Annotated in this window: 27 protein-coding genes and 2 tRNA genes; 20 read left to right on the top strand and 9 right to left on the bottom strand. The window is 63.5% G+C overall.

The features are described 5' to 3' along the window. Nucleotides 1–142 precede the first annotated feature (142 nt). The 6 genes from CC207_RS12950 (at nucleotide 143) to CC207_RS12925 (ending at nucleotide 5,639) form a co-directional block, all read left to right on the top strand. Complete coding sequence (locus CC207_RS12950) at nucleotides 143–2,392, top strand: AsmA family protein (protein WP_088852217.1); 2,250 nt, start codon at nucleotides 143–145, stop codon at nucleotides 2,390–2,392. Then, nucleotides 2,389–3,456 carry an A/G-specific adenine glycosylase gene (mutY, locus tag CC207_RS12945; RefSeq protein WP_028688467.1) on the top strand — a complete coding sequence of 356 codons (1,068 nt, stop codon included), beginning with the start codon at nucleotides 2,389–2,391 and terminating at the stop codon, nucleotides 3,454–3,456. The genes CC207_RS12950 and mutY overlap by 4 nt, the downstream gene beginning before the upstream one ends. Next, the gene (locus tag CC207_RS12940; protein WP_011536185.1) at nucleotides 3,453–3,725 is read left to right on the top strand and encodes an oxidative damage protection protein; all 273 of its coding nucleotides are present in this window, start codon (nucleotides 3,453–3,455) and stop codon (nucleotides 3,723–3,725) included. The genes mutY and CC207_RS12940 overlap by 4 nt, the downstream gene beginning before the upstream one ends. Nucleotides 3,726–3,814: 89 nt before the next feature. Next, a tRNA-Phe gene (locus tag CC207_RS12935) sits at nucleotides 3,815–3,890 on the top strand. A gap of 188 nt (nucleotides 3,891–4,078) precedes the next feature. Continuing rightward, entirely contained in the window at nucleotides 4,079–5,089 is a 1,011-nt protein-coding gene (ppk2, locus tag CC207_RS12930; protein WP_088852216.1) for a polyphosphate kinase 2, read from the top strand. Nucleotides 5,090–5,195: 106 nt separating this feature from the next. Then, nucleotides 5,196–5,639 (top strand): hypothetical protein, encoded by a 444-nt coding sequence (locus CC207_RS12925; RefSeq protein ID WP_088852215.1) that lies wholly within the window; start codon nucleotides 5,196–5,198, stop codon nucleotides 5,637–5,639. An 80-nt stretch (nucleotides 5,640–5,719) separates the two neighbouring features. On the opposite strand, the gene gabP is transcribed toward CC207_RS12925, so the two are convergent. After that, a complete protein-coding gene (gene gabP, locus CC207_RS12920) occupies nucleotides 5,720–7,105 on the bottom strand; it encodes a GABA permease (protein ID WP_028688470.1) in 1,386 nt (461 codons plus the stop codon). A 606-nt stretch (nucleotides 7,106–7,711) separates the two neighbouring features. On the opposite strand from gabP, the gene CC207_RS12915 reads away from it, so the two are divergent. From CC207_RS12915 to CC207_RS12895, 5 genes are read left to right on the top strand one after another with little or no spacing between them, the layout of a single operon-like run. Next, nucleotides 7,712–8,485, top strand: coding sequence for an ABC transporter ATP-binding protein (locus CC207_RS12915; protein ID WP_028688471.1), 774 nt, complete (start codon nucleotides 7,712–7,714; stop codon nucleotides 8,483–8,485). An 11-nt stretch (nucleotides 8,486–8,496) separates the two neighbouring features. Continuing rightward, nucleotides 8,497–9,258: an ABC transporter substrate-binding protein gene (locus CC207_RS12910; RefSeq protein ID WP_028688472.1), complete on the top strand. Its 762-nt coding sequence runs from the start codon at nucleotides 8,497–8,499 to the stop codon at nucleotides 9,256–9,258. A 57-nt stretch (nucleotides 9,259–9,315) separates the two neighbouring features. Next, nucleotides 9,316–10,008, top strand: a complete 693-nt coding sequence (locus tag CC207_RS12905; protein ID WP_050703398.1) for an ABC transporter permease — start codon at nucleotides 9,316–9,318, stop codon at nucleotides 10,006–10,008. Then, a complete protein-coding gene (locus CC207_RS12900; protein WP_028688474.1) occupies nucleotides 10,009–10,698 on the top strand; it encodes an ABC transporter permease in 690 nt (229 codons plus the stop codon). 58 nt (nucleotides 10,699–10,756) lie between these two features. Then, entirely contained in the window at nucleotides 10,757–11,980 is a 1,224-nt protein-coding gene (locus CC207_RS12895; protein ID WP_088852214.1) for a methyltransferase, read from the top strand. A 225-nt stretch (nucleotides 11,981–12,205) separates the two neighbouring features. On the opposite strand, the gene mdtI is transcribed toward CC207_RS12895, so the two are convergent. Both mdtI and CC207_RS12885 read right to left on the bottom strand, forming a co-directional pair. Further along, complete coding sequence (mdtI, locus tag CC207_RS12890; protein WP_088852213.1) at nucleotides 12,206–12,523, bottom strand: multidrug/spermidine efflux SMR transporter subunit MdtI; 318 nt, start codon at nucleotides 12,521–12,523, stop codon at nucleotides 12,206–12,208. Beyond that, on the bottom strand, nucleotides 12,517–12,876 hold the full coding sequence (locus CC207_RS12885; protein ID WP_088852212.1) for a multidrug/spermidine efflux SMR transporter subunit MdtJ: 360 nt from the start codon (nucleotides 12,874–12,876) through the stop codon (nucleotides 12,517–12,519). The genes mdtI and CC207_RS12885 overlap by 7 nt, the downstream gene beginning before the upstream one ends. A gap of 527 nt (nucleotides 12,877–13,403) precedes the next feature. Here CC207_RS12885 and CC207_RS12880 point away from each other — a divergent pair. From CC207_RS12880 to CC207_RS12850, 7 genes are all read left to right on the top strand, one after another. Continuing rightward, nucleotides 13,404–13,982, top strand: coding sequence for a hypothetical protein (locus CC207_RS12880; RefSeq protein WP_062359792.1), 579 nt, complete (start codon nucleotides 13,404–13,406; stop codon nucleotides 13,980–13,982). Nucleotides 13,983–13,991: 9 nt separating this feature from the next. Then, nucleotides 13,992–14,198: a helix-turn-helix transcriptional regulator gene (locus CC207_RS12875; RefSeq protein WP_023629980.1), complete on the top strand. Its 207-nt coding sequence runs from the start codon at nucleotides 13,992–13,994 to the stop codon at nucleotides 14,196–14,198. Between the two features lie 18 nt (nucleotides 14,199–14,216). Further along, nucleotides 14,217–14,597, top strand: a complete 381-nt coding sequence (locus CC207_RS12870; protein ID WP_088852211.1) for a hypothetical protein — start codon at nucleotides 14,217–14,219, stop codon at nucleotides 14,595–14,597. Between the two features lie 22 nt (nucleotides 14,598–14,619). Next, entirely contained in the window at nucleotides 14,620–14,871 is a 252-nt protein-coding gene (locus CC207_RS12865) for a hypothetical protein (RefSeq protein ID WP_028688480.1), read from the top strand. Nucleotides 14,872–14,969: 98 nt separating this feature from the next. Then, a tRNA-Thr gene (locus CC207_RS12860) sits at nucleotides 14,970–15,045 on the top strand. Between the two features lie 155 nt (nucleotides 15,046–15,200). Beyond that, nucleotides 15,201–16,346: a copper-containing nitrite reductase gene (gene nirK / locus CC207_RS12855; protein ID WP_088852210.1), complete on the top strand. Its 1,146-nt coding sequence runs from the start codon at nucleotides 15,201–15,203 to the stop codon at nucleotides 16,344–16,346. A 77-nt stretch (nucleotides 16,347–16,423) separates the two neighbouring features. Then, nucleotides 16,424–16,636, top strand: coding sequence for a DUF3079 domain-containing protein (locus CC207_RS12850; RefSeq protein ID WP_028688484.1), 213 nt, complete (start codon nucleotides 16,424–16,426; stop codon nucleotides 16,634–16,636). 90 nt (nucleotides 16,637–16,726) lie between these two features. Here the strand turns inward: CC207_RS12850 and CC207_RS12845 are convergent, their stop codons facing one another. The 6 genes from CC207_RS12845 to serA all read right to left on the bottom strand — a co-directional run bounded on the left by CC207_RS12845 (nucleotide 16,727) and on the right by serA (nucleotide 23,142). Further along, nucleotides 16,727–17,134, bottom strand: coding sequence for a type II toxin-antitoxin system HicB family antitoxin (locus CC207_RS12845; RefSeq protein ID WP_088852209.1), 408 nt, complete (start codon nucleotides 17,132–17,134; stop codon nucleotides 16,727–16,729). Between the two features lie 118 nt (nucleotides 17,135–17,252). Then, a complete protein-coding gene (locus CC207_RS12840) occupies nucleotides 17,253–17,798 on the bottom strand; it encodes a phosphonate degradation HD-domain oxygenase (RefSeq protein ID WP_028688486.1) in 546 nt (181 codons plus the stop codon). Nucleotides 17,799–17,889: 91 nt separating this feature from the next. Then, nucleotides 17,890–18,912, bottom strand: coding sequence for a putative 2-aminoethylphosphonate ABC transporter substrate-binding protein (locus tag CC207_RS12835; protein WP_028688487.1), 1,023 nt, complete (start codon nucleotides 18,910–18,912; stop codon nucleotides 17,890–17,892). Between the two features lie 30 nt (nucleotides 18,913–18,942). Further along, a complete protein-coding gene (locus CC207_RS12830; RefSeq protein ID WP_088852208.1) occupies nucleotides 18,943–20,667 on the bottom strand; it encodes a putative 2-aminoethylphosphonate ABC transporter permease subunit in 1,725 nt (574 codons plus the stop codon). Nucleotide 20,668: 1 nt separating this feature from the next. Next, the gene (locus CC207_RS12825) at nucleotides 20,669–21,727 is read right to left on the bottom strand and encodes a putative 2-aminoethylphosphonate ABC transporter ATP-binding protein (RefSeq protein ID WP_088852207.1); all 1,059 of its coding nucleotides are present in this window, start codon (nucleotides 21,725–21,727) and stop codon (nucleotides 20,669–20,671) included. A gap of 185 nt (nucleotides 21,728–21,912) precedes the next feature. Further along, nucleotides 21,913–23,142 (bottom strand): phosphoglycerate dehydrogenase, encoded by a 1,230-nt coding sequence (serA, locus tag CC207_RS12820; RefSeq protein ID WP_028688490.1) that lies wholly within the window; start codon nucleotides 23,140–23,142, stop codon nucleotides 21,913–21,915. A gap of 172 nt (nucleotides 23,143–23,314) precedes the next feature. On the opposite strand from serA, the gene CC207_RS12815 reads away from it, so the two are divergent. Both CC207_RS12815 and CC207_RS12810 read left to right on the top strand, forming a co-directional pair. After that, nucleotides 23,315–24,712: an FAD-binding oxidoreductase gene (locus CC207_RS12815; protein ID WP_062359811.1), complete on the top strand. Its 1,398-nt coding sequence runs from the start codon at nucleotides 23,315–23,317 to the stop codon at nucleotides 24,710–24,712. A gap of 25 nt (nucleotides 24,713–24,737) precedes the next feature. After that, on the top strand, nucleotides 24,738–25,403 hold the full coding sequence (locus tag CC207_RS12810; protein WP_028688492.1) for a fumarylacetoacetate hydrolase family protein: 666 nt from the start codon (nucleotides 24,738–24,740) through the stop codon (nucleotides 25,401–25,403). The last annotated feature ends 66 nt before the right edge of the window (nucleotides 25,404–25,469 follow it).

The following is a 25,469-nucleotide window of genomic DNA, read 5'->3' as shown; positions in this document are numbered from 1 at the left end:
CCGGCTTGCCGGCGATGAGGCCCGAACAGGCAATAAATGAACTGCCGCCATTGCCACTGTCGAAATGTCGGATACGCAGAGCCAAGTGCCACGGCGCTATACTCGCCGCTGAATTTCTAAATCGGACTACAAGGACTCGCCCATGAAAGCGTTCGGCAAAATCCTGGGGCTGGGACTTCTCGGGTTGTTGCTGATCATCGTGGCGCTGGGCTTCGCCCTGACCCACCTCTTCGATCCCAACGACTACAAAGATGAAATCCGCAAGCTGGCCCGCGACAAGGCCCATGTGGAACTGACCCTCAACGGCGACATCGGCTGGAGCCTGTTCCCCTGGCTGGGCCTGGAACTGCACGAAGCAAGCATCGCCACGCTGAACAACCCCAAGGTGCCGTTCGCCGACCTGCAGATGCTCGGCCTGTCAGTGCGCGTACTGCCGCTGCTGCGCCGCGAGGTGCAGATGAGCGATGTGCGGGTCGAGGGCCTCAACCTGACCCTGACCCGCGACGCCAACGGCCATGGCAACTGGGAAGACATCGGCAAGCCACTGCCGCAGCCGACCGTCGCAGGCGCGTCGGCGAGCACGCCGACTGAAACGCCAGCCGCCACACCAGCCAACTCGGAAGCCAGCGAGCGCTCGGTCAAGCTCGACATCGACAGCCTGACCGTCAATAACGCCCGCGTGCTCTACACCGACGAGAAAGCCGGACAGACCTATGGCGCCGAAAGCATCCAGCTGAGCACAGGTCCCGTGCACGAAGGCGCGAACATCGCGCTCAAGGCCAGCGCCTTCCTCAGCGCCAGCCAGCCGAACATCAAGGCGCGCACCGAGCTGACCGGCGAGCTGCGCTTCGACCGTAAGCTCAAGCGCTACAACCTCGAGGACATGCGTCTGTCCGGCGAAACCTCGGGCGAGCCGCTCTCCGGCAAGACCCTGACCTTCGTTGCCCAAGGGCAGGTGCTGGTCGACCTGGCGGCCAATGTCGCGTCCTGGAGCGGCCTGAAGGTCTCGGCCAACCAGTTGCGTGCCCTGGGCGAGCTGAACGTGCGTGACCTCGACAAGGCCCCGCAGGTCAGCGGCGGCCTGTCCATCGCCCAGTTCGACCTGCGCAGCTTCCTCGACGGCATCGGCCACCCGCTGCCGGCCACCGCTGACCCGGCGGCATTCAAGAAACTGGAGCTGGTCACCCGCCTGCAGGGCACGCAGAACAGCCTGGCCCTGGAAGACCTGGCGGTGAAGCTGGACGACAGCACCTTCACCGGCCGTGTCGCCGTGGACGACTTCGCCAAGCAAGCGTTGCGTGTGCGCCTCAAAGCCGACACGTTCAACGCCGATCGCTACCTGCCGGCCAAAAGCGAAGAGGCCAAGGGCGCCACGGCAGCGCGCCAGGCCGAGGTCAAGCAGCAGGAAGCCACCGCCGTCGCCGGCGCGGGCACCACACCACTGCCCGACGCTCCGACCCAGGTGGCCTGGAGCAACGACAAGCTGTTGCCGGTCGACCGCCTGCGCGCCCTGGACCTGCAGGCCGACCTGTCGTTCGGCGCGCTGACCCTGGACAAGCTGCCGATCAGCGACGCGCAGTTGACCGCCAGCGGCCAGGCCGGCCTGGTCACCCTGCAGACCCTGCGCGGCAGCCTGTACAACGGCACCTTCGAGGCCAAGGGCACTGTCGACGTACGCCCTGCCGTGCCGCAGATCGGCGTGAACGCCAAGATCAGTCGCGTGCCGGTGGAGCACTTCATCAAGCGCGAAAGCCCGGACCAGGCGCCGCCGGTCAAGGGCCTGCTGACCCTGAACAGCGACCTGACCGCCACCGGCAACAGCCAGAAAGCCTTGGTCGATACCCTCAACGGCAACGCCAGCTTCACCATCAATGATGGTGTGCTGGTCAACGCCAACCTGGAACAGCAGCTGTGCCAGGCCATCGCCACCCTCAACCGCAAGCAGCTCAGCGGCGAACAACGGGGCAAGGACACGCCGTTCCAGGAACTGCGCGGCAGCCTGGTGGTGCGTAACGGCGTAGCCAGCAACCCGGACCTCAAGGCACGCATCCCGGGCCTGACCGTCAACGGCCATGGCGACCTCGACCTGCGCGTGCTGGGCATGGACTACAACGTCGGTGTGATCGTCGAGGGCGACCAGCGCGCCATGCCCGACCCGGCCTGCCAGGTCAACGAGCGCTTTACCGGTGTCGAAGTACCGCTGCGCTGCCGTGGCCCGCTGGAGCTGGGCGCCAAGGCCTGCCGCCTAGACCAGGACGGCCTGGGCAAGGTCGCCGCGAAGCTGGCCGGCAACCGCCTGAAGGACAAGATCGATGAAAAACTCGAAGAGAAACTCGGAGACAAGGTGAGCCCGGAACTCAAAGATGCGCTCAAGGGGCTGTTCAAACGATGACCCCCCAGCAGTTCTCCAGCGCCGTGCTGGACTGGTACGACCAGCACGGCCGCCACGACCTGCCCTGGCAACAGGGCATCACCCCGTATCGGGTGTGGGTCTCCGAAATCATGCTGCAGCAGACGCAAGTCAGCACCGTGCTCAACTACTTCGACCGTTTCATGCAGGCGCTGCCGACCGTGCAGGCTCTGGCCGAGGCGCCGGAGGACGAGGTGCTGCACCTGTGGACGGGCCTTGGCTACTACACCCGCGCCCGTAACCTGCAAAAAGCCGCGAAGATCGTTGTCGAGCAGCATGGCGGCGAGTTCCCACGCAGCGTCGAGCAACTCACCGAATTGCCCGGCATCGGGCGCTCCACGGCGGGCGCCATCGCCAGCATCAGCATGGGCATCCGCGCACCGATCCTCGACGGCAACGTCAAGCGCGTGCTGGCCCGCTTCACCGCGCAGGCCGGCTACCCCGGCGAGCCCAAAGTGGCCAACCAGCTCTGGGCCACCGCCGAACGCTTCACACCGATGACCCGGGTCAACCACTTCACCCAGGCCATGATGGACATGGGCGCCACGCTGTGCACCCGCAGCAAGCCCAGTTGCCTGATCTGCCCGCTGCAAAGGGGTTGCGAGGCACACCTGCATGGCGAAGAGACCCGCTACCCCGAGCCCAAGCCGCGCAAGGCCCTGCCCCAGCGCAAGACCCTGATGCCGCTGCTGACCAACCACGAAGGCGCGATCCTGCTCTATCGCCGGCCCTCCACCGGCCTGTGGGGCGGACTATGGAGCCTGCCGGAGCTGGACAGCCTGGAACAGCTCGACGACCTCGCGTACCAGCACGGCCTGCGCCTGAACGGCAGCCAGGCCCTGGACGGCCTGACCCACACCTTCAGCCATTTCCAACTGGCCATCGAACCCTGGCTGGTGCGTGTCGAGCCCGTCGGCTCGTACGTGGCCGAGCCCGACTGGCTCTGGTATAACCTCGCCACCCCGCCGCGCCTGGGCCTCGCCGCCCCGGTCAAGAAGCTGCTGCAACGCGCGGCCGACGAACTGATTGCAGGAGATAAGCCATGACCCGCACCGTGAAGTGCCGCAAGTACAACGAAGAACTCCCAGGCCTGGACCGCCCGCCCTACCCGGGCGCCAAGGGCCAGGACATCTTCGAGCACATCTCGCAGAAAGCCTGGAAGGAGTGGCAGGACCACCAGACCATGCTGATCAACGAGAAACGCCTGAACATGATGAATGCCGAAGACCGCAAATTCATCCAGGCCGAGATGGACAAGTTCTTCGCCGGCGAGGATTACGCCCAGGCCGAAGGCTACGTTCCGCCCTCGAATTGACCCACGAATCGTAAGCGACGGAATTAATTTAAATTTTTTTGAAAAAGTCGTTGACGGCCTCTGAGAAAATCTATTTAATTCACCCCGTCGCCCAGATAGCTCAGTCGGTAGAGCAGAGGATTGAAAATCCTCGTGTCGGCGGTTCGACTCCGTCTCTGGGCACCACCTTCAAGCTTCTGGTGGTTGCAAAGTTACCCGAAGCGACACAAGAAACCCGCCTAGTGCGGGTTTTTTGTTGCCTACCGTTTTACCCCAGGAATCCTTCGCCCCTGGTTGATCGATATCAAAATGCCTCCCTTTGCTCCTGCATAGGATGGAAGGTGGACATTCGACCGACCCCCGCAAGGACCTCCATGAGCGAAGAATCCGCCACCCTCCTCCTGCCAGCGCCCGCCGAGGCCGCCAGCAGCCCCAAGCCAGCCCCTCGCCCTCGTCGCCCACGCCAGCGCAAGCCGGCCACCAGCACCGCCGCGCAAGAGACCATTACCCAGGTCAGCCAGCAGCCCGCCGCCCTGGAAGTGGCGAACGCTCGCAAAGGCAGCAACGAAGACAGCACCGCCGCTCGCCTGCCGGCCAACTACCCCTACCGCACGCGCATGCGCCGCCAGGACTATGAGAAGGCCAAGCATGACCTGCAGATCGAGCTGCTCAAGGTACAGAACTGGGTGAAGGAAACCGGCCAGCGCATCGTCGTGCTGTTCGAGGGCCGTGACGCCGCCGGCAAGGGCGGCACCATCAAGCGCTTCATGGAGCACCTGAACCCGCGCGGCGCGCGCATCGTCGCGCTGGAGAAGCCCTCCGAGCAGGAGAAGGGGCAGTGGTACTTCCAGCGCTACGTCCAGCACCTGCCCACAGCCGGCGAAATGGTGTTCTTCGACCGCTCCTGGTACAACCGCGCCGGGGTCGAGAAGGTCATGGACTTCTGCTCGCCCCTGCAGTACCTGGAATTCATGCGCCAAGCGCCGGAGCTGGAGCGCATGCTGTGCAACAGCGGCATCCTGCTGTTCAAGTTCTGGTTCTCGGTGAACCGCGAGGAGCAGTTGCGCCGCTTCATTTCGCGCCGTGACGATCCGCTCAAGCACTGGAAGCTGTCGCCCATCGACATCAAGTCGCTGGACAAGTGGGAGGACTACACCGCGGCCAAGGAAGCGATGTTCTTCCACACCGACACCGCCGATGCACCGTGGACGGTGATCAAGTCGGACGACAAGAAGCGGGCACGGATCAACTGCATTCGCCACTTCCTGCATTCGCTGGATTATCCGGGTAAGGATCACAGCGTGGCGCATGCGCCGGATCCGTTGCTGGTCGGGCGGGCTTCGCGGGGCTTCGAGGAGGATGAGCCGGAGGCGCTAGTCAGTTAAGCCCCGGGGGCGCGTTGCGCCCCCGGCGATCTCGAATACCTGCTTGGGTTTCCCTGGCAACTACGCTTCAATACGCGCCTTTACCAGACACCCCAAGGATCCACCCATGGCCACCAACACCAAACAACAGAAACGCGCCAAGCGCGCCGCCACCAAGGCCAAGCAGAATCGCATGGTACGCAGCGGCCAGGCGGTCAAGGCCAGCGCCGGTGACAGCGCCAGCGTCGAGCAGGTGTTCAACAAGGCCATGGAGTCGGGCAGCTACAACAGCTTGTTCGAAAAGATGAAGCAAGCCCAGGAAAACGGCCTGGTGCCGATGATCTCGGTATTCCTGGTCGACCCGCTGCTGGCGTTGGTGCTCAAGGGCCACAAGGAAGAACACGCCACCGACTACATCGTCCTGGTGTTCACCGCCTACCGCAAATGGCTCGACGGTGCCGACGAGGACGCGACCATGGCCTGGCTGGAAAGCAACGAGTTCCAGGACGCCTATGTCACTGCCTCGGAAGTCGTGGCCAGGCAGCAGCAACAGCAGAAGCAGTTCGGCTGAGTCGCTCCCACCCCCGCACAAGTCAAACAAAAAGGCCGCGCCCCTCACAGGACGCGGCCTTTGCATTTCACGCCAACGGATCAGCTATCCAGCGCCACCCGCGCAGCAGCGCCACGCTTGCGATGCAGCAACAGGCCAGCCGCCACCACACCAATGCTCAGGATCGCCGTGGCGATGATCTCGGCACGGTGGTCTTCACGCAGGCCCATCACCACCAGAATGGCGATGATGAAGGCGATGGTCGCCCAGGTCAGGCCAGGGAACATCCACATCTTGAACGAGATCTTCTCGCCCTTCGCCTCACGCTGGGCACGCATGCGCAGTTGCGACACGGCGATCACCAGGTACACCAGCAGGGCGATGGCGCCGGAGCTTGCCAGCAGGAACTCGAACACCGCGGCCGGGGCCAGGAAGTTGGCGAACACGCACAGGAAGGCTGCGGCAGTGGACAGCAGCACGGCCCAGTGCGGGGTGCCCGCCTTGGTGGTGCGCTGGGCGATGGCCGGTGCGTCGCCACGCTTGCTCAGGGAGAACAGCATGCGCGAGGAGGTGTACAGCGCCGAGTTCAGGCAGCTGGTCACGGCGATCAGCACGACGATGTCGACGATCAGCTTGGCATTCGGCACGCCGATCAGGCTGAGGACAGTCTGGTAGGAGCCTTTCTCGGCCAGGGCCGGATCGTTCCACGGCACCATGGCCACGACCAGGAAGATCGACACCAGGTAGAACAGGCAGATACGCCAGATCACCGAGTTGGTGGCCTTGCTGATCTGCTTGCCCGGGTCTTTCGACTCGGCGGCGGCAATGGTGACGATCTCGGTACCCATGAACGAGAACATGGTGGTCAGCATCGCTGCCAGCACCGCGCCCAGGCCGTTGGGCATGAAGCCCTGGGTATCGAACAGGTGGCTGACGCCGCTGACCTGGCTGCTCGGCACCATGCCGAACATGGCCGCGCAACCGACGACGATGAAACCGATGATCGCCAGCACCTTGAGCAGGGCGAACCAGAACTCGAACTCACCGTAGTTCTTCACGCTGAACAGGTTGGTGACGGTCAGCGCCAGGGTGATGATCAGGGAGAAGGCCCACAGGTCCACCGACGGGAACCAGGCATGCAGGATGGCCGCGGCGGCGTTGGCCTCCAGCGGGATCACCAGGACCCAGAACCACCAGTACAGCCAGCCAATGGTGAAACCAGCCCAGCGCCCGATGGCGCGGTCGGCGTAGGTGGAGAAGGAACCGGTATCCGGCGAGGCGACCGCCATTTCGCCGAGCATGCGCATCACCAGCACCACCAGGGTACCAGCGGCGGCGTAGGCCAGCAGCACGGCCGGGCCGGCGGCAGCGATGGCATGGCCGGAGCCGACGAACAGGCCGGCGCCGATCACGCCGGCAATCGACAGCATGGTCACATGCCGTTGCTTGAGCCCCTGAGCGAGGTCATTGGAATTGTTACCGCTCATAAAACTACCTTTGTAAGGAGGTGGACTACACGAATGACTGGCCAGCGCGCCGGGGTGTGAGTGGGCGTCGCTGCATTCAGTGGTTTCCGGATGGCAATAAGCGGGCCAGCTGAGAATGGCTTTCGTCTGAAATGTTTCTGCAACCAATAACGACGCGGCTTGCAGGGCATTGTGCCAAGCCTTGGCCGAAAGGTCGCCAAACCCCCGTGCCAAGTTGGGATTACTGAAATACCCACTTACAAACGCACCAAAGGTGCCCCTCGGTAACACCCAGGCACACATTCAGGGCAAGGCAAAGCGCAACCCACGGGCGCAACCCGGACCCCACATAACACGCAACACAGTGCCACCCGGCCAAAAACGGCTTCCCAGACCGGAGCAAAGCTGGCACCATCGCGCCTTTTTTCATCAAGGCTCCGGTGCTGGGCAAAACGCCAATGCGGATATCCTGGCGACAGTCCACTGCAGCGATGCGACAAACTGTCCTACCAGCGACCCGAGCCCCCCGCGACCCGGTTGGCCGCCGTTGCGCCGCTATGCTAGCGTGGCGCTCGCCAGGAAGGCCGCCAACAGCTGGGAACGCACCCGAACACATGAGGACCGCACATGGCCCAGGCCACGCCCGCGCTTGAAATCCGCAACCTGCACAAACGCTATGGCGAGCAGGAAATTCTCAAGGGCATTTCGCTGACCGCGCGCGACGGTGACGTGATCTCCATCCTCGGCTCATCCGGCTCTGGCAAGTCCACCCTGCTGCGCTGCATCAACCTGCTGGAGAACCCGCACCAGGGCGAAATCCTCGTCGCCGGTGAAGCCCTCAAACTCAAGGCGCAGAAAAACGGCGACCTGATCGCCGCCGACAACCGCCAGATCAACCGCCTGCGCAGCGAAATCGGCTTTGTCTTCCAGAATTTCAACCTGTGGCCGCACATGTCGATCCTCGACAACATCATCGAGGCGCCGCGCCGCGTGCTCGGCCAGAGCAAGGCCGAGGCCACCGAGCACGCCGAGGCGCTGTTGAACAAGGTCGGCATCTTCGACAAGCGCCACAGCTACCCCGCCCAGCTTTCCGGTGGCCAGCAACAGCGTGCCGCCATCGCCCGTACCCTGGCCATGAAACCCAAGGTCATCCTGTTCGACGAGCCAACCTCGGCGCTCGATCCGGAAATGGTCCAGGAAGTGCTTAACGTCATCCGCGCATTGGCCGAAGAAGGCCGTACCATGCTGCTGGTGACGCACGAGATGAACTTTGCCCGCCAGGTGTCCAGTGAAGTGGTCTTCCTGCACCAGGGCCTGGTCGAAGAGCAAGGATCGCCGCAGCAGGTCTTCGAGAACCCGACCTCGGCGCGTTGCAAGCAATTCATGTCCAGCCACCGCTAACGGAGCACTACATGCAGACCTACAAGAAGTTCCTCCTGGCAGCTGCTGCCACGCTGGTGATGTCGGCCAATGCCATGGCCGCCGAGAAACTGCGCATGGGTATCGAAGCCGCTTACCCACCGTTCAACAACAAGGATGCCAGCGGCCAGGTCGTCGGCTTCGACAAGGACATCGGCGACGCCCTGTGCGCCAAGATGAAGGTCGAATGCGAAGTGGTCACTTCCGACTGGGACGGCATCATCCCGGCGTTGAACGCCAAGAAGTTCGACTTCATCGTCTCCTCGCTGTCGATCACCGATGAGCGCAAGCAGGCGGTGGACTTCACCGACCCGTACTACTCGAACAAGCAGCAGTTCATCGCGCCGAAGAACGTCGACTTCAAGACCGACCGCGCCTCGCTCAAGGGCAAGACCATCGGTACCCAGCGCGCCACCCAGGCGGCAACCTGGCTGGATGACAACGGCGGCATGGACGGCGAGTTCAAGGTCAACCTCTACGACGGCCAGGAAAACGCCTACCTGGACCTGACCTCCGGCCGTGTCGACGCCATCCTCGCCGACAAGTACGCCAACTACGACTGGCTGAAATCCGACGCCGGCAAGAACTACGAGTTCAAGGGCGATCCGGTCAACGAAAGCGACAAGGTCGGCATCGCCGTGCGCAAGGGCGACAACGAACTGCGCAACAAGCTCAATGCCGCGCTGAAGGAAATCGTCGCCGACGGCACCTACAAGAAGATCAACGACAAGTACTTCCCGTTCAGCATCTATTGATTCGCCCCGACAGGCATCGCCGCCATGGCGGTGCCTGTCCCTTGAACAAACTTACCCATGACTATCGACCTGCACGGATTCGGCCCGGCCATGATGGCCGGTACCCTGATGACCGTAAAACTGGCGCTCTGCGCCTTGCTGCTGGGGCTGGCCCTGGGCCTGCTCGGCGCCTTGGCCAAGACTTCGTCGGTCAAGCCGCTGCAATGGCTTGGCGGCACCTATTCCACGTTGGTGCGCGGCGTACCCGAACTGCTTTGGGTGCTGCTCATCTACTTCGGCACCGTCGGGCTGATGAACAGCCTCGGCGCCGCCCTGAACATACCGGGCCTGGAGCTCAGCGCCTTCGCCGCTGGCGTCATCGCCCTCGGCCTGTGCTTCGGCGCCTACGCCACGGAAGTGTTTCGCGGCGCGATCCTGGCCATTCCCAAGGGGCACCGTGAAGCGGGCCTAGCGCTGGGCCTGTCCAAGGGCCGCATCCTCTCGCGGATCATCCTTCCGCAGATGTGGCGCATCGCCCTGCCGGGCCTGGGCAACCTGTTCATGATCCTGATGAAGGACACCGCGCTGGTGTCGGTGATCGGCCTTGAAGAAATCATGCGCCACGCACAGATCGGCGTGACCGTGACCAAGGAGCCGTTCACCTTCTACGCGGTCGCCGCCTGCATCTACCTGGGCCTGACCATCATCGCGATGATCGGCATGCACTTCCTGGAAAAGCGCGCCGCTCGCGGCTTCATGAGGGCCGAGTAAATGAACTGGGAAGTCATCATCAAGTGGCTGCCGCGCCTGGCCCAGGGCGCGACCCTGACCCTGGAGCTGGTGGCCATCGCCGTCATCGCCGGCCTGATCCTGGCCATTCCGCTGGGGGTGGCGCGCTCTTCGCGGCACTGGTACGTGCGCGCCCTGCCCTACGGCTACATCTTCTTCTTCCGCGGCACGCCGCTGCTGGTGCAGCTGTTCCTGGTCTACTATGGCCTGGCCCAGTTCGAAGTGGTGCGCAACAGCTCGCTGTGGCCGTACCTGCGCGATCCGTTCTGGTGCACGGTGCTGACCATGACCCTGCACACCGCCGCCTACATCGCCGAGATCCTGCGCGGCGCCCTGCAGGCGATCCCCAAGGGCGAGATCGAGGCGGCCCGTGCACTGGGCATGTCGCGGGGCAAGACGTTGTTCTACATCATGCTGCCGCGCGCCACGCGCATCGGCCTGCCGGCCTACAGCAACGAAGTGATCCTGATGCTCAAGGCCAGCGCCCTGGCCAGCACCGTGACGTTGCTGGAGCTAACCGGCATGGCGCGGACCATCATCGCCCGCACCTACCTCCCGGTGGAGATCTTCTTTGCCGCCGGGGTGTTCTACCTGGTGATCTCGTTCGTGCTGGTGCAAGGCTTCAAGGTACTGGAGCGCTGGCTGCGCGTGGATGCCTGCCAGGGACGTTGAGCCCATGAAGACCTCGGGGCTGCACAGCAGCCCCTCTCGACCGCGCCCCGGTGCTCGAATGACCACAACATCCTGCCTGCAAAACGACCAGCTCCTCGAGCGCTTCCAGGCCCTCGACCGCTTCCTCGCACAGCACCAGCCGCTGTGGCACCCACGCCCGTTCACCCACCTGCGCCTGGCGTGGGAAGACGAACACCCGGAACTGTCCCATTGGCTTCGCCAATGTACCCTCGAACAAGCCGAGTCCCTCGACACTCCCGAGGCCCCGGCCCCCTTCCCACAACTGGCCGCCAAAGCCGCGCAGCTGTCCGCCGTCGGCGAACTGCCCGACGCCGGCCTGCATCCCGCCGGCCACCGCCTCGATGTCGGTGTCCCTGGCCGCAAGTGGCAGCAGATCGAAGCCTTCAGCCGTCGCCTGGCGTTCAGTCAACCCGCCCGGCACTGGCTCGACTGGTGTTCCGGCAAAGGCCACCTGGGCCGTCGCCTGCTACAGCCCGGCCAGCGCCTGACCTGCCTGGAGTACGACGCCGAACTGGTCAGCGCCGGCAAGGCCCTGAGCGAGCACCATCACTTGCCTGCCACCCACGTGCATCAGGACGTCATGGCCGCCGACAGCGCTCGCCACCTGGACGGCGACAAGAGCGTGGTCGCCCTGCACGCCTGCGGCGAACTGCATGTTCGGCTCATGCAATTGGCAAGCCAGCAGGGTTGCCGGCAGATCGCCGTTGCGCCCTGCTGCTACAACCGCATCCAGGGCCAGGCCTATCAGCCGCTCTCCCGCGCCGCCCGAGCCTCGAGTCTGGCGTTGACCCAGGAAGACCTGGGCCTGCCGCTGAGCGAAGCGGTCACCTCCAGCCTGCGCACCCGCCGCCAGCGTGACAGCTCCATGGCCCGCCGCCTGGGCTTCGACCTCCTGCAGCGCCAGCAACGTGGCGTAGACGACTACCTGCCCACGCCATCGCTGCCGGTCAGCTGGCTGGCAAAGCCCTTCGAGCAGTACTGCCGCGACCTGGCCGAACTCAAACAGGTCATGATCAGCGGCAATCCCGACTGGGCCTTCCTGGAAGCAGCCGGCCAGCGACGCCTGGCCGAGGTGCGCAACCTCGAGCGGGTACGCAATCTCTTCCGCCGCCCCCTGGAAATGTGGCTGGTGCTCGACCGCGCCTTGTTCCTTCAGGAGCAAGGCTATGCGGTGAGGGTCGGCGTGTTCTGCGACTACCCGCTAACGCCTCGCAACTTGCTGCTGCTTGGCGAGCGCGACATAGCACCGCAGGGCAGTTGACAGCCTGTGGATAACTCTGTGAACAAGCTTGTGATGAAAGTCACCAAATGTTGGATCCAGAGGCTATTTGCGCGGGTTTGCTTATTCCACTGCAGCCGGCAAAGTCAGTAAAAACAGGCCTTTGCGCAAAGACCGATGGTAGCGCCGATCGGCATGCCTTTCGCGCAAGCAATCAATGCCCATTGTGCATAAACCATTCGGCCAAGCGCTCTGGCAGGGGTGTTGTCAAGCCAGTTTGAGCAAGCTCATGCCTACCAGCAGCAGCACCAGGCCGAGCCAGCCGCGCCCGGCCAGGCGCTGGCCGAACAGGGCCCAGCCCATGGCCACGGTGGCAAGAATGCCGAAGCCACCCCAGATGGCGTAGGCCAGCGACAGGTCGATGTCCTTGACCGCCTGGGCCAGCGCGGTGAACGCCGCCAGCACACACAGGATCGAGGCCATGCCCAGGCCCTTGCGGCTAAAACCCTCGGAATACTTGAGCAGCAGGTTGGCCAGGACTTCCAGCACGATGGCCAGGCCCAGCCAGGCAAATGGCATCAGCATGGCGCCGCCTCCCCTTCACGCTCGACGGCCTTGGCCCGAGTGCCGGCCTTGACCAGCAGGATACCGGCGATCATCACCGCCAGGCCCAGGGCCTTGGTCCAGCCCAGGCTTTCGCCGAGCCAGAGCACGCTGATCAAGGTAATCAGCACGATACCGAACCCTTCCCACAGCGCGTAGGCGACACCCACCGGCACCCGCTTGACCGCCAGGGCCAGGAAGAAATACGACAGACAGATCATGACGTACATGACGGCATGCCCCAGCACGGGGAAATGGGTGGCGGCGAGTTTCATCGACGCCGTGCCGATCACCTCGAAGGTGATGGCGACGATCAGGTAGATCCAGGAACGCATGATGCCCTCCCATGGGCGACAGCAGCCGAGCGCACAGGTATCGGCGCCAGACAGAGATGGTTATGGCTGTAGAGGGAGGGTGGCGCTAGAGGTCGCCGGTCCAGTGACGTTCACGGGAAACCAGGCGGGAGGAGGAGAGGAGCTTGAAAGCTTTGCTGTTCAACATAATGAACACGAGATTAGCTGAACTGATCGATTAAGTCAAAACGATAGGGTTAGACTAAATGTTTCTCGCGAAAAATTGCGCGCCTCCAGATTTATCCCCTTAAAGCCTGCTGAAAGCTTCGTAAATTATATTCCCCACAGTCGTTCCTATAGGGATGACCCTGCGACTGCTCTATAGCGTAGGCAAGCTTCCTCAGCATGGGAGCGGGCTGGCCCCGCGAACACCGGCAAGGCCTGTGCCATGCTCACCCCCTCCCCCTGCGACAAACCGTCGCCACAGTCAAAAATACAAAATTAATTATTGTTTTACGATAATTATTCAAGAATAATCCGCCCCGTTCATCACTGTACGGAGGCACCCCATGAACAGTAGATCCGTGGCCTATGCGCGTTCGCGCCTACGCACCATCGGCACATTTGCCGCCTACCTGGCCTGGACGACCGCGATCGTCGAGTTGGCGGCCATCCCGTTGCTCTGCATCTTCGACTTCCCTGAAATGCTCAACGGCTACCTGCAGGCCTATGGCGACCAGATGCCCCTGCTGCTGGAACCCGGCTACATGCCATCTCCCCTGGCCATCGGCCTGGTACTGGCCGTGGACATGATCCCGACAATGATTTCCGTCATTGCCCTAAGCCTGACCGGCCTGTTCTTCCATCGGCTGTCCCGTGGCCAGACCTGGTCCTCGGACAACATCAAGCTGCTGTGGTGGGTCGGCCTGCTGTGCATCTTCACCCCGTTGCTGTGGCCGGTGACCTACACCTTGCAGGGCCTGGCCCTGGCCATCGACCTGCCGGCCGGCGAAAGGAGCTTCAGCTTCTCGATCGGTGTATCATCGCAGGCTGTCTACGAGATCATGAAAGGCATCTTGCTGTGTGCCTTCTCGCTGCTCATGCGTGACGCCAAGACCATCAGCGATGAACATAACTGTTATGTCTGACTGCTTCCTATGCCGATAATCATCCGCCTCGACGTCGTCATGGCCCGGAACAAGATGCGTTCCAAGGACCTGGCGGAAATCATCGGTATCACGGAAGCGAACCTGTCGCTGCTGAAGAACGGCAAGATCAAGGGTTTCAAGATCGAGACCCTCGAGAAGCTGTGTCGCGCCCTGAACTGCCAGCCCGGCGACCTGCTGGAGTTCAGCGACGAATGATCAAGGACTGCAACACCCATGGCATTTTCCCCCAAGGGCCTGGCCGCCCTGGTACTGGCCTGCCTGCTGCTGGCCGGCTGCGGCCCTAGCTACACCTACAGATACTCGCCACCGCCCAGCGCGCATGGCATCAATTGCATCAACAGCTGTTCGACCGAGCGCAACCACTGCCAGCAGATGGCGCGCCTGCAGGAGAACAGCGAACGTGCGTTGCACCAGGCCGAGATGAGGGCCTACCAGTACTGCAAGAACGGCAAGAGCAAGAAGGAAGCGCGTCACAGTTGCTACTACCCGAGCTACCCCTCCTACACGGGGAGCAGCTACAGTTGCGGCAATGACTACGACTCCTGCTACATGGCCTGCGGCGGCACCATCCAGCGCATCCTGAACAAAGACTGATCCCGGAACGGACTCGAACATCGTGAAACACACCAAGCCCTTCGCCCTGCTGACCCTCGCCCTGGCCATGACCGGCTGCGCCAGCGGCACGCCATCGAGCAAGCCCGCCCCGTTGAACTGGAACATGCCCGGCATGCAACTGGGCGGCGACCGCGGCCTGCCCCTGCACAACGCCGACGGCAGCTGCCGCAAGCGCGGCTGCGACAACGGCAAGCTGTTCTTCAACCCGGGCCAGCCCGAGCCAAGCGTCAACTCGATTCACCGCGGCTGGTAGGAAAATTCTCCTTTCTGCGCGGTGACTTAGGGGAATGTGCGATGGATGCAACGAAGTGGTTTACAGCGGCAAATCCATCGCTATAATGACGCCCCTGTGCCGGTATAGCTCAGATGGTAGAGCAACTGACTTGTAATCAGTAGGTCCCGGGTTCGATTCCTGGTGCCGGCACCATCCTCAAAAGCCTCGACGAATGTCGGGGCTTTTTCGTTTCAGCCCCTGCGACACATTGCCCACCCTCTCCGCTTCTTGTTCTCCCTCAATAAACCTTACCTTTAAAGCGGCTATTCCTGTGCCAGACGGCTTTCGTCGACTTAAGGAGAAGTCCCATGAACGAGCAAGAAGGCGTGTCCCTCACCCGGCGTGGCATGCTGGCCGGTACCGTGTTACTGGGCGTCGGCGCCTCGGCGCTTGGCAGTGGCCTGGCAAAGGCCGCGACCGCCGTACCGGGCCAGGACCCGGCGGTTGGCCTGGCGAAACTGGAACGTGTCAGCGTCGAGCTGGTGGCGCCGCCGCAAGTCCACGCTCATACCCAGCGTGCCGAGGGCAAGCCGCGGATCGTCGAGTTCCGCATGGTCATCGAAGAGAAAGAACTGGCCATCGACACCGCCGGCGCCTACATCCACGCCATGACGTTCAACGGCTCGGTTCCCGGCCCGCTGATGGTGGTGCATGAGGGCGACTACGTGGAACTCACCCTGGTCAACCCAGCCAGCAACAGCATGATGCACAACATCGATTTCCACGCCTCCACCGGCGCCCTCGGCGGCGGCGAGCTGACCCACGTGAAGCCCGGCGAGCAGGTCAAGCTGCGCTTCAAGGCCGACCGTGCCGGGGTGTTCGTATACCACTGCGCACCGGGCGGGGCGATGATTCCCTGGCATGTGGTGTGCGGCATGAACGGCGCGATCATGGTCCTGCCCCGCGATGGCCTGAAGGACCCCGAGGGCCGGCCATTGCGCTACGACAAAGTCTGGTACATCGGCGAACAGGACTACTACATCCCCCGCGACAAGGACGGCAAGTACAAGCGCTACGCCAACCCCATGGCCAGCTTCGGTGACATGAGCCAGCTGATGAAAGGGCTGGTGCCCAGCCATGTGGTGTTCAACGGCAGCGTCGGTGCCCTGACCGGCAAGCAGGCGCTCACCGCCAAGGTCGGCGAGACCGTGCTGATCGTTCACTCCCAGGCCAACCGCGATACCCGCCCGCACCTGATCGGCGGCCACGGCGACTATGTCTGGGCCTCGGGCAAGTTCGCCAACCCGCCGCAGCGCAACCTGGAAACCTGGTTCATTCCCGGCGGCGCGGCGGGCGCGGCGTTGTATACCTTCCGCCAGCCCGGGCTGTACACCTACCTCAACCACAACCTGATCGAAGCGGTGATGCTCGGCGCCGCCGCGCATGTGCAGGTCGAGGGCCACTGGAACGACGACCTGATGAAACAGGTGCAGGCGCCCGGGCCGATCAGCTAGCGGCATTGACCCCGATCAAGCCCCTTGGCCATGCGCGGCATAGCCTGAGCGCAGGCATTCACTTCATGGAGGGAAACATGGCCAAGCGATTTCCCAGCAACCCCAGCCATCCCGAACGGATCTGCTGGGGCTGCGACCTGTACTGCCCGGCCAAGGCACTGGCATGCGGCAACGGCGCGGACCGGACCATGCATCCGGTGGAGTTGTTCGGGGAGGATTGGAACCAACTGGACGATCATCTCGACAGGCCAATCGACCCCCACCCGGATCGCCAATCGAACGCAGGTTGATCCGGCCCTCCAAACTACAGATCTCGATTGGACTGAAACGATGGCGAATTGTGCGTCAGCGTGCGCCTACCGTTGGACGCGAGCGCCCGATCACTTGCAGTCCCCCTGCAAGATCCTGAGCGCCGCTTCGGCCAGGAAGCCCGAACGGTTCTTGTGCTCCGGATGGTTCTGCACGTACGCGTCGATGCGGGTGAGCAAATACGCCGGCAGCATGATGTTGAGCTTCTCGGCCTTGCCCAGGTAACGGCTGATGTCGATCAGCGCCCAGGTACAGCCGGCATAGGCCGGATTCGCCGCGTGCACGCTGACCAGGCGGGCCTTGGGGATCTCTTGCTGGTCCTGGGCCAGCAGTTCGAGGTGGCCTTCGATGGCCTCGCGGGCCATGGCAATGGCGTTGTCGAGGTCCTCGCCGGCCGAGAAACAGCCTGGAATATCAGGGACTTCCACACCCCTGGCATGTTTATCGTCACCGGGGAGAATCGCAATGGGGAACGACATGGTGATAGGTCTCCTCGTCGCAACGAGTGGGCTGCCAGGAGGGGAAGTATGGTAAGAGGCACAGCATGAGCATCTGGAGAAGTGATGCGGGATCTTGCGGAAAGGGAAAACGGATCGATCAAAGTACCGCCAGCGCCTTTCTCTTCAGCACCTCCAGGTCCATCACGGGCACACCGGTCAGCTTCGCCATCTCGTCCCACTCACGCAGGCGCAGACTCACCCGGAACAGAGGATCGGCCTCGAACGCGTCGGCTTCGCTGTTGTTCATCACCCCGCCCTGGTAGGCCAGCGTGCGCCGGCTGGCCTCGCTCAGGCGAGCGTAGTAGCCGGGCTGGCGCAAGGTCAGGTAGCGCTTGGCCTCGACGTGATACTGCACCAGCCGCGCCAGTCGCTCGCTGAAACCGCAGCGGCGCAGGTACTCGGCGCCGATGCGCTCATGGCTGACGATGCCATAGCCGCCCATGTCCTCGCCCTCGCACAGGTGGCCGATGTCGTGGAAGAAGGCAGCGAGGATCACTTCGTCGTCGTAGCCCTCCTCCATCGCCAACTGGGCGGCCTGGGACATGTGCTCGACCTGGGTGATGGCTTCGCCGATGTAGTCGGCGCTGCCATGACGGTCATAGAGGGCAAAGATGTCGCTGACAATCTGGGAGGATGTTGCCATCACGCGGGCTCCTGTTCTGACGGATGTGACGCCGTAGCGGGGCAAGCCCGCTCCCACGATCTTGCAGGAACAGGCTCGCTGCGCGAAGGCTTTACTGCTGGGCGACCTTCTCGGACTTGCCGTCGTAGCGCTTGCGCCACTCACTGAGGATCTGGTCGCGGTTCTTCGAGGCCCAGGCGAAGTCGTTCTTGATCAGGCGCTGCTCGTAATCGGCCGGCAACTCGGTCTGCGGCTTGGCGATGCCCGGCGCGGCGAGCACGGCGAAGTTCTCCTTGTACAGCTCCATGGCCGCGGGGCTCGCGGAGAAGTCGGCCAGGCGCCTGGCGGCATCGGCCTTCGGCGAGCCCTTGATCACCGCGGTGGCTTCGATCTCCCAGCCCAGGCCTTCCTTGGGCAGCACGATATCCAGCGGCGCGCCCTGGCGCTTGAGCTGCACGGCCGGGTACTCGAAGGAGATGCCGATCGGGAATTCACCGGCGGCCGCCAGCTTGCACGGCTTGGAGCCGGAATGAACGTACTGGCCGATGTTCTGGTGCAGCGCATCCATGTAGGCCCAGCCCTGCGGTTCGCCGAAGGTCTGCAGCCAGGCGCTCACATCCAGGAAGCCGGTGCCGGACGAGGCCGGGTTGGGCATGACGATCTTGCCCTTGTATTCAGGCTTGGTCAGGTCCTGCCAGCTCACCGGCTTGCTCAGGCCCTGCTTCTCGGCCTCGACGGTGTTGAAGCAGAGGGTCGCGGCCCACACGTCCATGCCCACCCAGGCCGGCGGGTTGGCGGCGTCGCGATAGTTGGCCGAGATCTTGCCCAGGTCTTTCGGCGCATAGGCCTCGAGCATGCCGTTCTGATCGAGGATGGCCAGGCTGGAAGCAGCCAGGCCCCACACCACGTCGGCCTGCGGACGGTCCTTCTCGGCCAGCAGCTTGGCGGTGATGATGCCGGTGGAGTCGCGCACCCACTTGATCTCGATGTCGGGGTTGGCCTTTTCGAAAGCCTGCTTGTAGCGCTTGAGCTGCTCGGCCTCGAGGGCGGTGTAGACGGTCAGCTGGGTCGCGGCCGAGGCCTGCAGGCTGAAGACAGCGGATACGGCAGCGGCAAGTGCGAGGGGCTTGAACATGATGCGGTTCCTATCAGTGTGGGCAGTCGGTCAATGGCCTGGGGCGCGCTGGCGCCAGGCCTGGGAGCGGCGCAGCAGGCCGCGTGAGGCACCGGCCAGCAGCAAGGATGCGGCAGCGCTGGTGAGCAGGATCAGGGTCGACATGGCAGCGGCACCGCCGACGTTGCCGGCGTCGTCCATGTTCAGCACGGCAACGGCGGCGAGGATGGTGTCGGGGCTGTACAGGAAGATCGCCGCCGACACGGTGGTCATGGCCGAGACAAACAGGTAGCGAATGATGTCCAGCAGCGCCGGCAGGCAAATCGGCACGGTGACCCGCATGAAATGCCTGTACAGCGGCGCCTTGAGCGACAGCGCGGCGGCCTCGAACTCGCCATCGAGCTGGCGCAGTGCGGTGGTGGCGGTCATCTGCGCGGTGGTCAGGTAGTGAGCGATGGTGCACACCACCAGCAGCGCCATGCTGCCGTAGAACACATGCAGCGGGTTGCCGTTGAGGTTGAAGAAGAACACGTAGCCCAGGCCCAGCACCAGGCCGGGCACCGCCATGGGAATAAAGCTCAGCAGGCGCAGCAGTTGGTTGAGCAGGCGCTGCCCCTGGGTCTTCTCCATCAAGTAGGCGCCGGTGAAGATCACCACGCTGCCGATCAGCGCGGTGCCGATGGCCATGGTCACGCTGTTGCGATAGGCCAGCCAACCACCACCGGCGGTGTCCTCGAACATGTAGTGCTTGAGCGACAGCGACAGGTTGTACGGCCAGAACGTGACCAGCGACGAGTACACCGCCATGCCGATCACCGCCAGCAGTGCCGCGCACACCAGCAGCACGATGGCCAGGAAGCAGCCATCGCGCAGCCGCGATGGCTTGGGCTCGAACACCTGGGCACGGCCGCTCATGGCGTCGCCCTGGCGGCGACGCAACCAGGCATCGACGGCGAAACTGAGCAGCGCCGGCACCAGCAGCACCATGCCGATCAGCGCGCCACGACCGAACTGCTGCTGGCCGACCACGGCCTTGTAGGCTTCCAGGGCCAGCACCTGGTAATCCCCACCTACCACGACAGGCACGCCGAAATCGGTGATGGTCAGGGTGAACACCAGGCAGAACGCGGCGAACACCGCCTGGCGCGTGGCCGGCCAGGTGATGCTGAAGAATGCCCGCGCCGGCCCAGCCCCCATGCTCGAGGCGGCGTCGAACAGTCGCGCGTCGGCCAGCGACAGCGCCGAAAGCAGGATCATCAGGGCGTGGGGGAAGGTGTAGATGGCCTCGCCGATGACGATGCCCCAGAAGCCGTAGATGTTGTCGCTGAGCAGCCCGCGCAGCAGGCCCTGGTTGCCGAACAGGTACACCAGGGCGATGGCCGGCAGCATCGACGGCGCCAGCAACGGCAGCAGCGAGATGCCTCGCCAAAGGCCCTTGGCCGGAATCAGCGTGCGTTGCAGGGCATAGGCAAACAGGTAGGCCAGCGGCACGACAATGGCAGCGACGGTGAAGGCCACCGCCAGGCTGTTGCCGAGCAGCCAGTGGAAGTTCTCGCTGGCGAACAGCTCACGGGCCGCCGGCAGGCCGCCGCCCTGCCCGGCTTCAGCGCTGAAACCGCGCCAGAAGATCGCCAGCAACGGCATCAGCACCGCCAGCACCAGCAAGATCAGCAGCAGGCTCTTGCCACCGACCACGAACAGACGGTCCCCTAGAGCGACACCACTGCGAGGTGCGACCTTGGTGGAGGTGAGCGGCAGGGTCATCGGCGCGGCCATCTCAGGCGAACACCTGCAGGCTCTGCGGCGGCAGGGCCACCCAGATGTCCTGCGAGCCCAGGCGCGGCATCGCCTCCGGCGCCAGCTCCGCAAGCAATGCGTGGCCCGGCAGGGCCTTGAACTCGAAGCTCATGCGGCAGCGGTTGCCGAGGAAAGTGATCTCGCGGACCTTGGCCGGGAACAGGTTTTCCTCGTGTACCACCGGGTTGACGGTGATCGCCTCGGGCCGGCAGAACAGCCGCCCACTGCTGGCGCCAGCGGCGTTGGCCGCCAGGCGCATGTGCAGGCCGCCGACCTGGGCATGGCTGTCGCCGCTGCGCTGGAACGGCAGCCAGTTGCCTTGGCCGACGAATTCGGCGACAAACGGCGTGGCCGGCTGGTCATAGATCTCCTGGGGCGTGGCGTACTGCTCGACCTGGCCGTTGTTCATCACGGCGATGCGGTCGGCCATCAGCATGGCCTCGTCCTGGTTGTGGGTGACCATCAGCGTGGTGATGCCAAGTTGACGCTGCAGCTGGCGCAGTTCGGTGCACAGGTGCTCGCGCACACGGGCGTCCAGCGCCGACATCGGCTCGTCGAGCAGCAGCAGCGACGGCGAGGGCGCCAGCGCTCGGGCCAGGGCCACGCGCTGCTGCTGGCCGCCGGACAGCTGGCCGGGGTATTTCTTCTCGCTGCCGGCAAGGCCGACCAGCTCGAGCATTTCACCGACCCGCTGGCGCGAGGCCTCACGGCCGCTGCCGGCCAAGCCGTAGGCGATGTTGGCCTCGACGGTGAGGTTGGGGAACAGGGCGTAGGACTGGAACAGGATGCCGTAGTCACGGGCCTGGGGTGGCAGCTCGGAGATGTCGCGCTCGCCAATGTATAACGTCCCGCGGTCCTGGCGTTCGAGCCCGGCGATGCAGCGCAGCAAGGTGGTCTTGCCACAGCCCGATGGGCCGAGCAGGCACACCAGCTCGCCGGCGGCGATGTCGAGAGAGACGTCGTTGAGTGCGGTGAAGGCGCCGAAGCGCTTGTGGATACCGCGCACTTTCATCTGTGCGCCTGGCGTGGCGTCGTTCATGGCAAGGCCTCATCGAAGAGATGGGGCCATGCTAGGAAGGCTGTGAGACGGTTGTGTGGCGAGGGGGTAAAAACGAGTGATAGTGGTATTGGTGGATTTTTGTAGTGGCCCTTCTGGGTTTTAGCCGTTAGCCAAACAAAAAAGGGAGGCCACCAGGGCCTCCCGCTTTCATGACGCAGTGAAACTCAGAACAGTACGCGCGAGCGGATGGTGCCCTTCACGTGCTGCAGTTTCTCCTGGGCCAGGTCCGAGTACTCGGCGTCGACGTCGATGACCACGTACCCCACTTTCTCGTTGGTCTGCAGGAACTGACCGGAGATGTTGATACCGTTCTCGGCGAACACCTTGTTGATCTCGCTGAGCACGCCCGGGATGTTTTCGTGGATGTGCAGCAGGCGGTGCTTGCCTGGGTGGGCCGGCAGGGCCACTTCCGGGAAGTTGACCGACGATACGGACGTACCGTTGTCGCTGTACTTGACCAGTTTCTCGGCCACTTCCAGGCCAATGTTGGCCTGGGCCTCGGCGGTGGAACCACCGATATGCGGGGTCAGGATCACGTTGTCCAGGCCGCGCAGCGGGCTTTCGAACTCTTCGTCGTTGGAGCGCGGCTCGACCGGGAACACGTCGATGGCGGCGCCGATCAGGTGCTTGTCCTTGATCGCGGCGGCCAGATGGTCCAGCTCGACCACGGTACCTCGGGCGGCGTTGATCAGGATCGAGCCCTTCTTCATCGCGCGGATTTCCTTCTCGCCGATCATCCACTGGGTGGACGGCAGCTCAGGCACGTGCAGCGAGACGATGTCGGCCAGGCCCAGCAGCTCGTGCAGGCTGGTGACCTGTACCGCGTTGCCCAGCGGCAGCTTGGTCAGCGGGTCGAAGAAGTACACCTGCATGCCCAGGCTCTCGGCCAGGACCGACAGCTGGGTGCCGATCGAGCCGTAGCCGACGATGCCCAGCTTCTTGCCACGGATCTCGAAGGAGTTGGCCGCGCTCTTGATCCAGCCGCCACGGTGGCAGGAAGCGTTCTTCTCGGGGATGCCGCGCAGCAGCAGGATCGCTTCGGCCAGCACCAGCTCGGCCACCGAACGGGTGTTCGAGTAAGGGGCGTTGAACACGGCGATACCGCGCTCGCGAGCCGCTTCCAGGTCGACCTGGTTGGTGCCGATGCAGAAGCAACCGACCGCCACCAGTTTCTTCGCGCAGTCGAAGATCTCTTCGGTCAGTTGGGTGCGCGAGCGGATGCCGATGAAATGGGCATCGGCGATCTTTTCCTTCAGCTCGGCTTCCGGCAGCGAACCAGTGAGGTATTCGATGTTGGTGTAGCCGGCGGCCTTGAGGGTATCGACCGCGTTCTGGTGCACACCTTCAAGAAGAAGGAACCGGATCTTGCTCTTGTCGAGAGAAGTCTTGCTCATCTGCGTAAACCTGTATCCCGGAGAAAAATGGCGAAGAGGGGGTGAAGCGGCGCGGCGTCGGCCTTAGCACGAACAGCGGGAGGGCTATGCTAGCATACGCGACACAATCTGAGCTTATGCCGACAGGTGAAGCGTGCTCAGGGTGACTATGAATAAGTCGAGAGTTCCAGCGATGACCCAGTCTGCGGTAATTGATGAGCTGATGACCCTGGTCGACCCTGGCAAGGTCCTCACCGACCCGGCCTCGCTCGAGGCCTACGGCAAGGACTGGACCAAGCACTACCCGCCGGCTCCCACCGCCATCGTCTTCCCCAAGTCTGTCGAGCAGGTACAGGCCATCGTGCGCTGGGCCAACCGGCACAAGGTCGCCCTGGTGCCATCGGGCGGGCGTACCGGCCTGTCGGGCGCCGCCGTGGCCGCCCATGGCGAGGTGGTGGTGGCCTTCGATTACATGAACCAGATCCTGGCCTTCAATGAATTCGACCGCACCGTAGCCTGCCAGCCAGGGGTCGTCACCCGCCAGTTGCAACAGTTTGCCGAGGACCAAGGCCTCTATTACCCAGTGGACTTCGCCTCGAGCGGTTCCAGCCAGATCGGCGGCAACATCGGTACCAACGCTGGCGGGATCAAGGTGATTCGCTACGGCATGACCCGCAACTGGGTGGCCGGGTTGAAAGTGGTCACCGGCAAGGGCGAGCTGCTCGAGCTGAACAAGGACCTGATCAAGAACGCCACCGGCTACGACTTGCGCCAGCTGTTCATCGGCGCCGAAGGCACCCTGGGCTTCGTGGTCGAGGCCACCATGCGCCTGGACCGCGCGCCGCGCAACCTCACCGCCATGGTGCTGGGCACGCCCGATTTCGACGCGATCATGCCGGTGCTGCACGCCTTCCAGGGCAAGCTCGACCTGACGGCCTTCGAGTTCTTTTCCGACAAGGGTCTGGCCAAGATCCTCGCCCGGGGTGATGTGCCCGCGCCGTTCGAAACCGACTGCCCGTTCTACGCCCTGTTGGAGTTCGAAGCCAGCACCGAGGAAGTGGCCAACGAGGCCCTGGCCACCTTTGAGCACTGCGTGGAGCAGGGCTGGGTGCTCGATGGGGTGATGAGCCAGAGCGAGACCCAGCTGAAGAACCTGTGGAAGCTGCGCGAGTACCTGTCCGAGACCATCTCGCACTGGACGCCGTACAAGAACGACATCTCGGTCACCGTGTCCAAGGTGCCGGCTTTCCTGCGCGATATCGACGCCATCGTCGGCAAGCACTACCCGGACTACGAAGTGGTCTGGTACGGCCACATCGGCGACGGCAACCTGCACCTGAACATCCTCAAGCCCGACCACATGAGCAAGGACGACTTCTTCGCTTCCTGTGCCAAGGTCAACAAATGGGTGTTCGAGATCGTCGAACGCTACAACGGCTCGATCTCCGCCGAGCATGGCGTGGGCATGACCAAGCGTGACTACCTGGGCTACAGCCGCTCGCCGGAGGAAATTGCCTGCATGAAGGCGATCAAGGCCGTGTTCGACCCGAACGGCATCATGAATCCGGGTAAGATCTTCGCTCCCGAATAAAAAGCAGTATTCACAGGAGTCGGCCATGAGTTACCAGCACCAGTACGTAGACGGCACGCGCATCCACTTCCCGCTGGGCAAGGTGGTGTGCATCGGCCGCAACTACGCCGAGCATGCCAAGGAACTGGACAACCCCATCCCCAGCGAGCCGCTGCTGTTCATAAAACCCGGCAGCTGCGTGGTGCCCCTGGAAGGCGGCTTCAAGATCCCGACCGAGCGCGGTTCGGTGCACTACGAAGCGGAGATCGCCGTGCTGCTGGGCAAGCCTCTGTCCACCCATCCCTCCGAGGAAGAGGTGCTCGACGCCATCTCCGGCTTTGCCCCGGCGCTGGACCTCACTCTGCGCGATGTGCAGGCGAAGCTGAAGGAAAAGGGCCTGCCCTGGGAACTGGCCAAGTGTTTCGATGGCGCCTGCGTGCTGCCGCCGTTCGTGTCGGCCGGTACCTTCGAGGACCTGACCGATATCGGCATTCGTCTGACCATTAACGGCAAGGTACGCCAGGACGGCAACAGCGCGCTGATGCTCAACCCGATCGTGCCGATGATCCAGCATATGGCGGCGCATTTCTCCCTGCAGGCCGGCGATGTCATCCTCACCGGCACCCCGGCGGGCGTGGGGCCGTTCAATGTGGGCGATGAGCTGGTGCTGGAACTTCCGGGCGCGAGCCGGTTCGAAGGCCGGGTGCTCTGACCAAGATCGACGACGGCGCAATGCCGTCGTCGCCGCCCTTGCCGGTAGGATTTGTCGTTTTTTTCA

This window comes from Pseudomonas sp. DrBHI1 (genome assembly GCF_002205115.1).
Lineage (GTDB): Bacteria > Pseudomonadota > Gammaproteobacteria > Pseudomonadales > Pseudomonadaceae > Aquipseudomonas > Aquipseudomonas mosselii.
Note: the sequence above shows the minus strand (reverse complement) of the source record. Positions and strands in the feature narration are given on the sequence as shown.